13 protein-coding genes are annotated in these 14,356 nt (G+C 70.5%); all 13 read right to left on the minus strand.

Going from position 1 to position 14,356, the window contains the following annotated elements; genetic code table 11:
- Window positions 1-9 precede the first annotated feature (9 nt).
- From COA07_RS05065 to COA07_RS05125, 13 genes are read right to left on the minus strand one after another with little or no spacing between them, the layout of a single operon-like run.
- Window positions 10-1,011 carry a cell division protein FtsQ/DivIB gene (locus COA07_RS05065; protein WP_066710103.1) on the minus strand — a complete coding sequence of 334 codons (1,002 nt, stop codon included), beginning with the start codon at window positions 1,009-1,011 and terminating at the stop codon, window positions 10-12.
- Complete coding sequence (locus COA07_RS05070) at window positions 1,008-1,943, minus strand: D-alanine--D-alanine ligase (protein WP_066710108.1); 936 nt, start codon at window positions 1,941-1,943, stop codon at window positions 1,008-1,010. Before COA07_RS05070 ends, COA07_RS05065 begins: the two co-directional genes overlap by 4 nt.
- Window positions 1,940-2,839, minus strand: a complete 900-nt coding sequence (murB, locus tag COA07_RS05075; protein WP_245842057.1) for a UDP-N-acetylmuramate dehydrogenase — start codon at window positions 2,837-2,839, stop codon at window positions 1,940-1,942. Before murB ends, COA07_RS05070 begins: the two co-directional genes overlap by 4 nt.
- Window positions 2,833-3,033: a hypothetical protein gene (locus COA07_RS05080; protein WP_066710111.1), complete on the minus strand. Its 201-nt coding sequence runs from the start codon at window positions 3,031-3,033 to the stop codon at window positions 2,833-2,835. Before COA07_RS05080 ends, murB begins: the two co-directional genes overlap by 7 nt.
- Complete coding sequence (gene murC / locus COA07_RS05085; RefSeq protein ID WP_066710114.1) at window positions 3,033-4,451, minus strand: UDP-N-acetylmuramate--L-alanine ligase; 1,419 nt, start codon at window positions 4,449-4,451, stop codon at window positions 3,033-3,035. The genes COA07_RS05080 and murC overlap by 1 nt, the downstream gene beginning before the upstream one ends.
- A complete protein-coding gene (murG, locus tag COA07_RS05090) occupies window positions 4,448-5,593 on the minus strand; it encodes an undecaprenyldiphospho-muramoylpentapeptide beta-N-acetylglucosaminyltransferase (RefSeq protein ID WP_066710116.1) in 1,146 nt (381 codons plus the stop codon). Before murG ends, murC begins: the two co-directional genes overlap by 4 nt.
- The gene (locus tag COA07_RS05095; RefSeq protein ID WP_066710119.1) at window positions 5,590-6,816 is read right to left on the minus strand and encodes an FtsW/RodA/SpoVE family cell cycle protein; all 1,227 of its coding nucleotides are present in this window, start codon (window positions 6,814-6,816) and stop codon (window positions 5,590-5,592) included. The genes murG and COA07_RS05095 overlap by 4 nt, the downstream gene beginning before the upstream one ends.
- The gene (gene murD, locus COA07_RS05100) at window positions 6,813-8,114 is read right to left on the minus strand and encodes a UDP-N-acetylmuramoyl-L-alanine--D-glutamate ligase (protein WP_066710122.1); all 1,302 of its coding nucleotides are present in this window, start codon (window positions 8,112-8,114) and stop codon (window positions 6,813-6,815) included. The genes COA07_RS05095 and murD overlap by 4 nt, the downstream gene beginning before the upstream one ends.
- Entirely contained in the window at window positions 8,111-9,181 is a 1,071-nt protein-coding gene (gene mraY / locus COA07_RS05105; protein WP_066710124.1) for a phospho-N-acetylmuramoyl-pentapeptide-transferase, read from the minus strand. Before mraY ends, murD begins: the two co-directional genes overlap by 4 nt.
- Window positions 9,182-10,558 carry a UDP-N-acetylmuramoyl-tripeptide--D-alanyl-D-alanine ligase gene (locus tag COA07_RS05110; protein WP_066710129.1) on the minus strand — a complete coding sequence of 459 codons (1,377 nt, stop codon included), beginning with the start codon at window positions 10,556-10,558 and terminating at the stop codon, window positions 9,182-9,184.
- Window positions 10,555-11,979: a UDP-N-acetylmuramoyl-L-alanyl-D-glutamate--2,6-diaminopimelate ligase gene (locus COA07_RS05115; protein ID WP_096640572.1), complete on the minus strand. Its 1,425-nt coding sequence runs from the start codon at window positions 11,977-11,979 to the stop codon at window positions 10,555-10,557. Before COA07_RS05115 ends, COA07_RS05110 begins: the two co-directional genes overlap by 4 nt.
- Entirely contained in the window at window positions 11,976-13,685 is a 1,710-nt protein-coding gene (locus tag COA07_RS05120) for a peptidoglycan D,D-transpeptidase FtsI family protein (protein WP_066711115.1), read from the minus strand. Before COA07_RS05120 ends, COA07_RS05115 begins: the two co-directional genes overlap by 4 nt.
- Window positions 13,682-14,356 (minus strand): hypothetical protein, encoded by a 675-nt coding sequence (locus COA07_RS05125; RefSeq protein WP_066711117.1) that lies wholly within the window; start codon window positions 14,354-14,356, stop codon window positions 13,682-13,684. Before COA07_RS05125 ends, COA07_RS05120 begins: the two co-directional genes overlap by 4 nt.

Consider the following 14,356-nt stretch of genomic DNA (forward strand, 5'->3'; position numbering starts at 1 on the left):
TCGCCCCTGTTATGCCTCTTGTCCGCGCGCCGCGTCCCCTGCGCGTGCTTCGGAGGTCTTGTTGCCCGTGCCGTCGTCGCCGGTCGTCCCCGCGCCGCCTGCCATGCCGCCCGCCGTGCCTTCATCAGCGCGGCCGTCGTCGGCGAGCGCGCTGGCGCGGTCCTGCCCCGGACGCCGCGCGACCAGCTTGGCCGGATCGCGCATGTCGAAGCGCAGCCACCCCTTGCCCAGCAGCGATCGCGCGCCGTCCAGCTGCGCGAATTTCACCAGCGCCTGCGCCGCATTGTCCTGCGGCAGCGCCAGCGTCTCGCCGCTGTCGAAAGTCAGGTCCCAGCGGCGGTTACCGATCCATGTTGCGGCGCGGATGCGCGGCTTCAGCGCCGGAGCCGCGGCCAGCAGCGCCTGATAGCCGGCCTCCTGCCGGTCGGCGCCGGGGCCGATCACCAGCGGCAGGTCGGGCATGTGCGCGGCATCCACCGGCGCCAGCAACCGCCCCTCCGCGTCGATCAGCGTCAGCTGGCCGTTGTCCTGCCACACCGCCGCCGGATCACGCTCGGTGATATGGATCAGCAGCCGGTCGGGCAGCCGCCGCGCGACATAGGCGTCGGCGATCCAGCCATAAGCCAGCAGCCGTTCGCGCACCCGGGCCAGATCGACGCGCAGCATCGCGCGGCTCGGCTGGTCCTCCAGCGCGATGGCATAGACCGTCTCGCGGTCCATCCGCTTCAGCCCGGTGATATCGACCTGCTCGACCCGCAGGCCGGCGCGCGCCCCCGCCTCCGCGATGCCGACGCCGATCGCCTGCGGCACCCCCAGCAGCGACGCGACGAACAGCGCCGTACCGCCGACGCCCGCCAGCACCGTCCACGTCACCACGCGGCGCAGCCCGTCCTCGGTCAGCGGCAGCTTGGCGATGATGCGGTCGCCGAACGACTGTCTGGCGACGCGGCGGCGGTTGGCGACCGGCGCGCGGCGCTGCGGCGGTCCCCCGCGGCGGATCGTGCGGCTCACCGCGGCGGCTCCCGCATCGCCTCGTCGACGATCCCCTGGACCAGCTCGGCATAGCTCATGCCGGTATGCCGCGCCTGTTCGGGCACCAGGCTTAGCGGAGTCATGCCCGGCTGGGTATTGACCTCCAGCAGGAACAGCCCGTCGACGCCGCGTTCGTCGTCCCAGCGGAAATCCGACCGGCTGCATCCCCGGCACCCCAACACGCGATGCGCCTGCACCGCCAGCGACAGGCATGCCTGCGCGATGTCGTCGGGGATCGGCGCGGGGAAGATGTGGTCGGTCATCCCGTCGGTATATTTGGCGTCGTAATCGTACCAGCCCGACTTGGGCCGCAATTCGGTGACGCCCAGCGCGCGGTCGCCCAGTACCGCCGTGGTCAGTTCACGCCCGCGGACATAGGGTTCGGCCAGCAGCGTGTCGAATTCCTGCCACGGCCCGCGCACGTCGCGCCCAATCGGCTGGCCGTAATTGCCGTCCGCGGTGACGATCGCGACGCCGACCGACGAGCCTTCGTTGACGGGCTTGAGCACATAGGGGCGCGGCAGCGGATCGGCGGCGAACACCTCCTCGCTGATGACGATCCGCCCGCCCGGCATCGGGATGCCCGCCGGGACCAGCACCTGCTTGGTCAGCACCTTGTCGATCGCGATCACCGACGTCGCCAGCCCCGAATGGGTATAGCGCAGCCCCATCAGGTCCAGCAGCCCCTGCACGCTGCCGTCCTCGCCCGGGGTACCGTGCAGCGCGTTGAAGACCAGATCGGGCGCCGCCGCCGCCAGCCGCGCGGCGACGTCGCGCGCCATGTCGATGCGCGTGACGCGGTGGCCGAGCGATTCCAGCGCCTCGGCCACGCCCGCGCCCGACATCAGCGATACCTCGCGCTCCGCCGACCATCCGCCCATCAGCACGGCGATGTGGAGGGAGCCGGTCATGCCGGCACTCCCACGCGCTGAATTTCCCATTCCAGTTCGATCCCGCTCGCCGCCTTCACCCGTTCCCTTACCCGTTCGCCCAGTGCCTCGATCTCGCCGCTGGTCGCGGTGCCGGTGTTGAGCAGGAAGTTGGTGTGCTTTTCGCTCACCTGCGCGCCGCCCAGCGTCAGGCCGCGACATCCGGCGGCATCGACCAGCTGCCACGCCTTGTGCCCGTCGGGGTTCTTGAACGTGGAGCCGCCGGTCTTCGACCGCAGCGGCTGCGATGCCTCGCGCGCGGCGGCGATGCGGTCCATCTCCGCCTGGATCGCGTCCGGCGCGCCGGGCATGCCGCGGAACGTCGCGCCGATCACCACCACGCCATCGGGCAACGCCGAATGACGATAGCTGTAGCCCAGCTCGCGCACCGCCAGCGTCCGCCGCACGCCGTCGCGCATCACCACCTCCGCCTCGACCAGCACGTCGGCGGTCTCGCGGCCATAGGCGCCGCCGTTCATCCGCACGAACCCGCCGACCGTGCCGGGAATCGAGCGCAGGAATTCCAGCCCCGCCACCCCCGCGTCACGCGCGGTGGAGGACACCAGGATACCGCTCGCCCCGCCGCCGCAGCGCAGCGTGGTCGCATCCAGCGCCGCCGCGGTCGCGAACGGCTTGCCCAGCCGCACGACGACGCCCGGCACCCCGCCGTCGCGGACGATCAGATTCGACCCCAGCCCCAGCGCCATCACCGGCACCGCCGGATCCAGATCGCGCAGGAACGCCGCCAGATCGTCCGCGTCCGCCGGCTCGAACAGCCATTGCGCCGCGCCGCCCGACTTGAACCACACCAGCGGCGCCAGCGGCGCGTGCGCGGTCAGGCGTCCGCGCACCACGGGCAGCGTCGCCGCCGTCACCACGGCCCCGCGCCCCACAGCCGCGTCCACGCCTGCCATGCGGCCAGATTGGCCTCGGCGGCGCGCTTCGTCGCCTCCTGCGCGTCGAGCATCGCGGCGCCGGCATCCTTGGCGTGCCGGCCGGCGTCGAGCATCCGGCGCTGCGCGTCGATCACCTGCTGCTGCCATTGCGATACCGCGTCGAACCAGCCGGGCATCACCGCCGCGCCTCGATCGCACCGGCCAGCCCGGCGGCCCATTTGGTGATGTCGCCCGCGCCCAGACAGATCACCTGGTCGCCGCTGCGCACCTCATCCGCCAGCGCGTCGGCCAGCGCCTCGGCATCGGCGATCGTATCCGCCTGGCGGTGCCCGCGATCGCGCAGGCCCGCGACCAGGGCCTCGGCATCGACGCCCGGCACCGGCGCCTCACCGGCGGCATAGACGGGTGCGACATAGACGAGGTCAGCGTCGTTGAACGCGCCGCGGAAATCCTCCATCAGGTTGCCGAGCCGCGAATAGCGGTGCGGCTGCACCACCGCGATGACCCTGCCTGTCGCGCTCTCGCGCGCCGCCGCCAGCACCGCTCGGATCTCCACCGGGTGGTGCCCGTAATCGTCGATCACCGTCGCGACGCCGCCGTCCGCGAACGCCACCTCGCCCACCTTGGTGAAGCGGCGCTTGACCCCGCTGAACCGCTCGAACCCGCGCTGGATCGTCGCATCGTCGATCCCCAGTTCCAGCGCGACACCGATCGCGGCCAGCGCGTTCTGGACGTTGTGGCGCCCGGGCATCGGCAGGTCGATCCCCTCGATCGAGCGCACGCTGCCGTCGCGATGGCGGATCAGCGCCTCGAACCGGTTGCCGCCGGGATAGGGGGTGACGTTGACCCCGCGCACGTCGGCCGACGCGGCAAAGCCATAAGTGACGATCCGCCGGTCGCGCACGCGCGGGATCAGCGCCTGCACCTCCGGGTGATCCAGGCACAGCAGCGCCGCGCCGTAGAAGGGCACGTTCTCCACGAACTCGACATAGGCGCGCTTGGCCGCATCGAAATCGCCGTAATGGTCGAGGTGTTCGGGGTCGATGTTGGTGACGACCGCGATGGTCCCGTCCAGCCGCAGGAAGCTGCCGTCGCTTTCGTCGGCCTCCACCACCATCCAGTCGCTCGCGCCCAGCCGCGCGTTGCTGCCGTAACTGTTGATGATCCCGCCGTTGATGACCGTCGGGTCCACCCCGCCGGCATCCAGCAGCGCGGCGACCATCGACGTGGTCGTCGTCTTGCCGTGTGTGCCGGCTACCGCGACGGTGGATTTCAGCCGCATCAGCTCGGCCAGCATCTCCGCACGCCGCACCACGGGGATGCGGTTCTTCAGCGCGGCCTCGACCTCCGGGTTGCCGCGCTTGACCGCGGTGGAGGTGACCACCACCGCCACGCCCTCGACGTTCGCGGCGTCATGCCCGATGGTCACCGGAATGCCGCGCGTGCGCAGCCCCTCGACCACATAGCCTTCCGCGACGTCCGAACCCTGCACCTTGTAGCCCAGGTTGTGCATCACCTCGGCGATGCCGGACATGCCGATCCCGCCGATGCCGACGAAATGGATCGTGCCGATATCGGTGGCGACGCCCTTCATGCGAACACCTCGCGCGGCTTGCCCGAACCGACCGGCAGCGCGATGCGCGGCGCGTCGAGGCTTTCGACCAGATCGGCCAGATCGCTGGCGGCCTCCGGCGTGCCGCAGGCGCGGGCGCGCGCAGCGGCGTTCTGGAGTGCTTCGGGGTCGAGGCCCAGTTTCTGCATCTGCTTGGCGAGTTCCGATGGCGTGAAGGCGGATTGCGGAATGGTACGCGCGCCGCCCGCGCGCGTGATCTCGCGCGCATTGGCGGTCTGGTGATCGTCGGTCGCACTGGGCAGCGGCACCAGGATCGCCGGGCGCCCTGCTGCGGTCAGCTCCGCGATGGTGGAGGCACCCGCGCGCGCGATCACCAGATGCGCCCAGCCCAGATGCTCCGGCAGGTCGGGCAAATAGGTGGCCAGATCGGCGGCGATATCCAGGCTAGCGTATTTCTCGCGCGCCGCATCGATATCCTCGATCCGCGCCTGATGCGTCACCTGCAGGCGGCGGCGGAACGCCACCGGCAGCATCGCCAGACCGTCGGGCACCACCTGGCTCAGGATCGACGCGCCCTGGCTGCCGCCGGTCACCAGCACGCGGAAGATGCCTTCCTCGTCCAGCAGCGGATAGGGCTTGGCACGCAGCGCCAGCACGCTGTCGCGCACCGGATTGCCGATCAGGTGCACCTTGTCGCGCAGCCGCGGCTTGACCCGCTCGGTTTCCTGATAGCTGGTGGCGATCGCGTCCACCTTGCCCGCGACCAGCCGGTTGACGCGGCCCAGCACGGCATTCTGTTCGTGGACGGCGGTGCGGATGCCCGCCGCGAACGCCGCCGACAGCGCGGGGAACGCGGGATAGCCGCCGAAGCCCACCACCGCCGCGGGCTTGAACGTGCGGTACAGTTCGGCCGCCATCGCGCGGCCCTGCCACATCTCGCGCGCCGCCTTCGCCCAGCCGACCGGCCCGCCGGCGAAGCGCCCGGCGGGGATGACGTGCGTCTGGACGCCCTCGAACAGGCCCGGGAAGCGCACCCCGCGCGCGTCGCTGACCAGCGCGACCCGGTGTCCGCGACGGGTCAGTTCCTCCGCCAGCGCAGCGGCGGGGACCATATGGCCGCCGGTTCCGCCGGCGGCGAGGACGAAATGGCGCGTACGGGTCATTCGGTGTTCCAGCGGGTGATATAGGGACTGCGCATCAGGAACGGGTTGCGCCGGGTGAACGCCAGTAGCAACCCCATCCCGATTGACAGCGCGACCATCGACGACCCGCCATAGCTGATGAACGGCAGGGTCATGCCCTTCGACGGGGCAAGTCCGGTGTTGACCGCCATCGACACCAGCGCCTGCGCCCCGAACTGTACCGCCAGCCCCGATGCCGCCAGCAGCTTGAACGGGTCCTGTTCGTCCAGCAGCTTGACGAACACGCGCACCACCAGCGCCAGGAACACCAGCGCGACGATCATGCACGCCAGCAGGCCGAATTCCTCGCCGATCACTGAATAGATGTAGTCGGTGTGCGCCTCCGGCAGGCCGAACTTGACGGTGCCGCCGCCCGGCCCGGTCCCGAACCAGCCGCCCGCGGTCAGCGTGGCGTGCGCGGCGTTGGTCTGGAAATGGTCGGCCGCGCCCTCCCCCTCGACACCCGGGAACAGGAAGGCGTCGATCCGCGAGCGCGCGGTGCCGTAGAACAGATAGGCCGCCACCAGCCCGGCGGGCACCAGCGCGACGAACCCCATGATCGTCTTGGTCGGCGTCCCCGCGATCGTCACCAGCGCCAGCCAGATCAGGCAGAAGATCACCGTCTGCCCGAAATCGGGTTGCAGCATCAGCAGCAGCGCGATCACCCCGGTCAGCCCCGCGGTGATGATCGTCACCGGCAGTTCCTGGTCACGCGACTTCAGCGACAGCAGCCACGCCACCGTCACCACGAAGAACGGCTTCAGGAATTCGGACGGCTGGAACTGCGCGAAGCCGAAGCCGATCCAGCGCTTCGCGCCGTTCACCGTCATGCCGATGAACGGCATCAGCACCAGGCACGCGATGCACACCGCCGCGCCCACCAGCGCCATCCGCCGCGCCAGTTGCACCGGCAGCATCGACACGCCGAACAGCACCGGCAACGACACCGCCACCCAGATCGTCTGGCGCCAGAAATAGTGCAGCGGCTCGAACTTCAGATGCTCGCCCGAATAGCGCATCGCGCTGGCAGGCGAACCGGCGGCGACCGCCAGCAGTCCGATCGCGATCAGGAACAGCGCCAGCAGCAGCAGCACGCGGTCGATATCCCAGAACCAGGTGCCCAGCGGCGACGGATCGCCGCGCCCTCCGCGGCCCTTCAAACGCCCGCGGTCGATCGCGCCGCCCGCCGGCTTGCCCTCGGTCATGCCATCTGCTCCACCAGCGCGCGAAACACCTGCCCGCGATGTTCGAAATCGGTGAACTGGTCGAACGACGCAGCGGCCGGGGACAGCAGCACCACGTCGCCGCGCTCCGCCTCCTGCGCGGCCAGCTTCACCGCGCGGTCCAGCGTTTCCACCTCCGCGACCGGCATGTGCCCGCGCAGCACCGCGGCGAAGCGCGCGCCGGAATCGCCGATCGTATAGGCGCGCACGACATGGTCGAAATAGGGCGCGCAGGCGTCCAGGTCGTCCCCCTTCGCCTTGCCGCCGACGATCCAGTGGATGCGCGGGAAGGCCGCCAGGGCGGGCGCCGCGCTTTCGGGATTGGTCGCCTTGCTGTCGTTGATCCACGCCACGCCGTTCAGCGTCGCGATCCGCTCCATGCGGTGCGGCAGGCCGGTGAAGCTTTCCAGCGCGCGCTCGATCGTCTCGGCGGGCACGCCCAGCGCCTCGGCCACCGCGACCGCGGCCTTGGCATTCTGTTCGTTGTGCGGCCCCTGCAACGACGGCCAGCGCGCCTGATCGCCGGGCAGCGGCACGCCGTCGATGAAGCGGACGTTCAGCCCGGCCGGCGCGCCGTCCAGCACGCCCAGTTCCGCCTCCGCCTCGTAATCGACCACCGCCAGATGCGCGGGCGATTGCATCGCGAACAACCGCGCCTTGCTGGCGGCATAGCCTTCGAACCCGTCGTAGCGGTCGAGATGGTCGGGGGTGACGTTCAGCAGCACCGCCACGTCGCAATCGAGCGTCTGCGTCAGGTCGATCTGGTAGCTCGACAGCTCGAGAACATAGACACCGCCCTCCGGCAGCGGCTCCTGCGCCAGGATCGGCAGGCCGATGTTGCCGCCCATCCGCGCGGGGATGCCGGCGGTGTCGAGGATATGGTGGACCAGCGCGGTGGTCGTCGACTTGCCGTTGGTGCCGGTGATCCCGACAACCTTGTGCGCGGGCAAGTCGGCGCGTCCTTCCGCGAACAATTCGATATCACCGATGATCGGCACGCCCGCCGCCCGCGCCTTCGCCGCCAGCGGATGGCGGTTGAGCGGCACGCCGGGGGAGACGACCAGCGCATTGACGTCGCCAAGGTCGATCGCCTCCAGATCGGCGATCGCCAGCGCCTCGCACCCCACCTCGTCCAGCAGCGCCTCGCACTTGACCACGTCATTGTCCCAGGCAGTCACGCGCGCGCCGCCCGCCAGCAGCGCCCGAACGGCCGCGGCGCCGGAGCGCGCCAGCCCCAGCACCGCATAATGTTTCCCGGCGAAGGCGCGCGCGACGATCATCGCAGCTTCAGCGTCGATAGCCCGGCCAGCGCCAGCACCAGGCTGATGATCCAGAAGCGGATCACCACCGTCGGCTCGCTCCACCCCAGTTGCTCGAAATGGTGGTGGATCGGCGCCATGCGGAAGATGCGCTTGCCGGTGCGCTTGTACCAGAACACCTGGATGATGACGCTCATCGCCTCGACGACGAACAGCCCGCCGATGATCCCCAGCACGATCTCGTGATGCGCGACGACCGCGATCGTGCCCAGCGCGCCGCCCAGCGCAAGGCTGCCGGTATCGCCCATGAACACCGCCGCCGGGGGCGCATTGTACCACAGGAACGCGAGGCCCGCGCCGATCACCGCGCCGCAGAAGATCGTGAGGTCGCCCGCGCGGGGCACGTGCGGGATGCCCAGGTAATCGGCGAACTTCACGTTGCCCGCCAGATACACGATCACCATGAACGCGACCGAGGCGATGATGACCGGCATCGTCGCCAGCCCGTCCAGCCCGTCGGTCAGGTTCACCGCATTGCCGAACGCGACGATTGTGAACGCCGCGAACAGCGGATAGGCATAGCCCAGGTCGATGAAATAGCGATTGGTGAACGGGAAGAACACGCCCGAGCCGTTCTCCTGCATGATGATCCACGCCGCGACCCCGGCGATCGCGAATTCCAGCAGCAGCCGCACCTTGCCGGAAACGCCCGCGGTGCTCGCCTTGCGCACCTTGTCGTAATCGTCGAGGAACCCGATCGCGCCGAACCCCAGCGTCACGAACATGCACGCCCAGACGAACGGGTTGCGAAGGTCCATCCAGATCAGGATCGACAGCGACAGGCTGGTCAGGATCATCAGCCCGCCCATCGTCGGCGTGCCGCGCTTGGCCAGATGGGTCTGCGGCCCGTCGGCGCGGATCGGCTGCCCCTTGCCCTGCCGCACCCGCAGCCAGCCGATGAAGCGCGGCCCGATGATCAGGCCGATGAACAGCGCGGTCGCCACCGACGCGCCCGCGCGGAACGACAGGTAGCGGATGAGGTTCAGCGCGCCCGGGAAACCGAGCTGTTCAGCGATCCAATACAGCACTTATGTCTTCCCGCCCGCCAGTCCGGCCACCAGCCGCGCCAGCCCTACCCCGTTGGAACCCTTGACGAGTACCGCGTCGCCGGGGCGGATCAGGGCACGCGCCTTGTCCAGCGCCGCGGCAGCGTCGGGCACATGGACGAATTCGATCCGCCCCTCAAGCGCCCGTGCAAGATCGCGCATCGCTTCGCCGACCAGCACGGCCGTTTCGACGCGCGCGTCGATCACCGGCGCGGCCAGGTCGGCGTGATAGGCGGGGCCGGCATCACCCAGTTCGCGCATCTCGCCCAGGATCGCGACGTGCCGGCCGGGCATCTGCGCCAGCACGGCCAGCGTCGCGCGCATCGATGCGGGATTGGCGTTGTAGCTTTCGTCGATCAGCGTCGCGGTGCCGCCGCCGCCCGCCGGCGTGATCGCGATCTGCGCGCCGCGTCCCGGCAGGCCGCCCAGCTCCGCCAGCGCCAGCCCCGCCAGCGCCAGATCCGCGTCGACCGCATCGGCGACGGCCAGCACGGCCAGCGCATTGGAGACCCAGTGGGCGCCCGGCTGCGCCACCGTCACGCTCACCTCTCGCGCGCCGACGCGCGCGGTGACGAAGGTGCCGCCGGACGGCGCACCGGCCATCTCGATCGGGTGGACGTCAGCCCCTTTCCCGATGCCGAACGTCACGATCCGCGCGGCATGGGGCCGCGCCGCCGCGATCAACCGGTCGCGATGCGGGCTGTCGAAGGGCACGATCGCGACCCCGCCCGGCTCCAAACCCTGGAAAATCTCGCCTTTGGCGTCGGCGATCGCGCTTTCGTCGCGAAAGAATTCGGTATGCGCCGGCGCGATCGCGGTGATGAGCGCGACATGCGGGCGGACCAGCGTGGTCAGATGCGCCAGTTCGCCGGCATGGTTCATCCCCATCTCCAGCACCGCATAATCGCTGTCCGCGGGCATCCGCGACAGGCTGAGCGGGACGCCGGTATGGTTGTTGTAGCTCTTCACCGACCGGTGCGCGCGTTTCGCGGGCGATCGGTCCAGCGCGGCGAACAGCGCCTCCTTCGTCGATGTCTTGCCGACCGATCCGGTCACGCCGATCACCCGGCCCGCCACCCGTGCCCGCGCGGCGCGCGCCAGATCCTCCAGCGCGGCGAAGGTATCGGCGACGCGCACGTGCGGATGGGCCGTGTCCCGCGACACGATCGCCCCCGCCGCGCCCTGCGCGAACGCCTGGTCCAGGAAGCGATGCCCGTCGGTCGTCTCGCCGGTCAGCGCGACGAACAGGTCGCCCGGCCCGACCTCACGCGAATCGAACGCGACGCCGGTGACGGCGAAGTCCCGCGACGCGGTGCCGCCGGTGGCCGCGGCGATCGCCCCGGCGGTCCACAGCGTCATGCCGCCACCTCGCGCGCGACCGCGACATCGTCAAACGGCAGCACCAGATCGCCGACGATCTGGCCCTGTTCATGTCCCTTGCCCGCGATCAGCACGATATCCCCCGCCTGCGCCTCGCCCACCGCCGCCGCGATCGCGCTGCGCCGGTCGCCGATCTCGCGCGCGTGCGGCACGCCCTCCAGAACCATCGCACGGATCGCCGCAGGATCCTCGGACCGCGGATTGTCGTCGGTCACGATCACGACATCGGCATGCGCCGCGGCCGCCGCGCCCATCAGCGCGCGCTTGCCGGTGTCGCGGTCGCCGCCGGCGCCGAACACCAGGATCAGCCGCCCGGCGACATGCGGGCGCAGCGCCGCGCACGCCGCCTCCAGCGCATCGGCCGTATGCGCGTAATCGACATAGACGGGCGCGCCGCGCGCGCTGATCGCCGCGCGTTCCAGCCGCCCGCGCACCGGCTGCAACCGCGCCAGCGCCGCGATCGTCGCGGCGGCATCGCCGCCGGTCACGATCACCAGCCCCGCCGCGATCAGCGCGTTGGCGGCCTGATAGGCGCCGATCAGCGGCAGCGTGACGCGATGGTCCGCCCCGTCGGCGCGGATCGTCAGCCCCTGCCCCAGCAGCGTCGGCTCGCGCGCGATCAGCCGCAGGTCGTCGCCATGCTCCCCCACGGTGAAGACGCGATTGCCGCGTTCGCGCGCGATATCGATCACCCTTTCCGACTGCTGATCGTCGGCCCATACCACCGCCGCGCCGTCGTCCGACAGCACCTGAGCGAACAGCCGCAGCTTGGCGGTGAAATAGGCCGCCATGTCGCCGTGATAGTCCAGGTGATCGCGGCTGAGGTTGGTGAACGCCGCCGCGCGCACCGGCAACCCCTCGGTCCGATACTGGCTCAGCCCGTGACTCGATGCCTCGAACGCGACATGCGTCACCCCCTCGCGCGCCAGCCCGGCGACGTTCGACAGGAAGGTGACGACGTCGGGCGTGGTCAGCCCGGTGGTGACGCGGTCGTCGGCGGTGGTGACGCCCAGCGTCCCGATCGACGCGGCATGGTGGCCCGCCAGCCGCCACAATTGCCGCGTCATCTCTACGCTGGACGTCTTGCCGTTGGTGCCGGTGACGGCGACCGCGGTGCCGGGGAACGGCGCGAAGAAGCGCGCCGCCAGCCGCGCGAAACATTCGCGCGGATTGGCATCGGCGATGTGCAGCGCGCCCTCGACCCGCGCTTCGGGCCGCGCGACGATCGCGATCGCGCCGGCCTCGATCGCGGCGGGGATGAAATCCTCGCCATTGACGCGCGCGCCCTCGAACGCGCCGAACACCGTGCCCGGCGCGACCTTGCGATGGTCGATCGCGAAGCCGGTGACGGTCGCCGCGTCATCACCGCCCGCGCCGGGCACCAGTTGCGCCAGCTTCATTCCGGGTCCGCCGCATTCTCGCCCGGGGCATGCCACAGCAGCCCGGACAGTTCGGACACGTCGATGTCGCGCCGGTCGTCGGGGATCACGCCCAGCATCGCGCCGGTACGGCTGATGACCCGGCTGACGACGGGGGCCGCGGTATAGGCGGCAGTGGTCTGGAAGGAGTTTTCCGCCACGCGCTTGGGGGAATCGAGCATCGCGATGACAACATAGCGCGGTGCGTCCATCGGGAAAGCCGCCGCGAAGGTCGAGACGTTCGCATTCTTGGCATAGCCGCCGGCGCGCGGCACCTCGGCGGTGCCGGTCTTGCCGCCGACGCGATAGCCCGGCGCCTCGGCCTTGCGCCCGGTGCCGTCCTCCACGATCAGCCGCAGCAGCTGGCGGATGCGATAGCTGGTTTCCGGCTTGATGACGCGCCGGCCCTGTGCCGCATGGCCCGGCTGCACCTTCAGCAGCGTCGCCGGGCGCCAGATGCCGCCGTTGACCAGCGCGGCATAGGCGCTGGCCAGATGCAGCGGCGTCACCGCGATGCCATGACCGTAGGCGGTGGTCATCGTCGTGGTGCGCGCCCAATAGACCGGCCACAGCGGGCGGCCCTTCTCGCGCAGTTCGATATCCGGCTTGGTATCGAAACCCAGCTTGCGGAACATCTGCTGCATCCGCGCCGCGCCGATCTCGTCGGCGATGCGCGCGGTGGCGATGTTGCTGGAATGGACCAGCGTCTCGGGAATGTTGAGCCAGCGGTTCTGCGCGTGATCGTCCTTGATCTTGAACCGGCCGACCTGCAGCGGCTGGGTCGCGTCGAAGCGGCGCGACATGCTGGTGACGATCCCCGAATCGATCGCGACCGCCATGGTGATCGGTTTGAACGCGCTGCCCAGTTCGTAGACCGACTGGATGGTGTTGTTGCGCAGCTCCTCGGTGCCGGCCATGCCGACGCGATTGGGGTTGAACAGCGGCATCGACACCATCGACACGATCTCGCCGGTGTCGACGTCCAGGACGATTCCCGCCCCGCCCTTTGCCTGATAGGCGCCGACCGCGCGGCCCAGCTCGCTTTCCATCGCCGCCTGCACGCGGCTGTCGATCGACAGCGCGACGGGCGCACCCGACAGCGACGGGTTGGTCAGCCGCTCGTCCAGCGCGCGCTCGATCCCGCTCATCCCGCGTCCGCCGCTGATGAACCCCAGCGCGTGCGCGGCCAGCGTGCTTTGCGGGTACAGCCGCTGGGTCTCGCGCTCGAACACGATCCCCGGCTCGCCGATCGCGTTCACCGCCTCGACCAGCGCGGGGCTGGCGCGGCGGTTCAGATAGGTGAAGGCGACGGGCCGCGTGATCTGGGCGTAGAACCACGACTGGTCGCCCTTGTCGGGCATCAGGTCGGCCAGCTTCTGCGCGATATCGGCGGGGTCGCCGATCAGCTTCTTGGGGTGGACGCCGATCGTCCAGGCGTCGATGGTGCGCGCCAGCGGGGCGCCGTTGCGATCGACGATGTCGCCGCGCGGCGCCATCGCCGCCGCCGCGCCGCCGCGATCGCCGCCCTCCATCACGCCCAGGATCGCCAGCCGCCCGACCACGATCAGGATCGCGCCCGCGAACAGCAGCATCAGCACCATCAGGCGCAGATGCTGCGTCGCCAGCACCTGCTGGCGCTGTTCCCCGGTGCGGGCGTGGCGGATCGGCCGGGCCACCAGCGCGGTCAACGCAGGCGGCTCCGCTCCGTCCGCGCGCCGCTCAGCAGGTCGCCGATCGTCGAATCGCTCAGCAGCGACTTGTCGAGCATCGCCACCGCCTTCATCGCGCGGGCCGGCTGCGTCGCCGCGGCGGTCGCCACTGCCGGGGTCAGCCGCGTCGCGCGGGCCGACGTGGCGGGGGCAACCACCTTCACCATCCCGCCGACCGCGATCGGGGCGCGGCGCGCGGTGTCGAGCGCGGCGGTGCGCACCACCGGTGCGGGCGACGGGGCGATCGGGGTGGCGGCGTTCTGGATCGCGGGGGCATTGGCGGCGGCGGGGGTGGCAGGAACGATCAGTTGCGCCGTGCGCACCGCGCCGTCGCCGCCCGGCAGCGTCAGGCCGTGATCGGGCGACAGCGACGCCAGCGCGGCTTCGTCCGCGACGAATTGCTGCGCGGTCGGCACGGTCAGCGCCAGCGTGTCGCCGTTCCAGCGTTCCAGCTGCGCCAGGTTCGCGCGCACGTCGAATTCGGTTTCCAGCGCACGGATATCGCGCTGCGCCGACACGATCTTGCGGTCGATCTGCTCCAGCTTCTTGCGCTCCGCCGCCACCTGCGAGGACACGAGGTAGAAGCCGATCGCCACCATCGCGCAGCTGGCCAGCCAGCCCAGCCCCTTCAACCGATACATCGCCGCCAT

The sequence above is a fragment of the Sphingomonas adhaesiva genome, from assembly GCF_002374855.1.
GTDB classification, from domain to species: domain Bacteria; phylum Pseudomonadota; class Alphaproteobacteria; order Sphingomonadales; family Sphingomonadaceae; genus Sphingomonas; species Sphingomonas adhaesiva.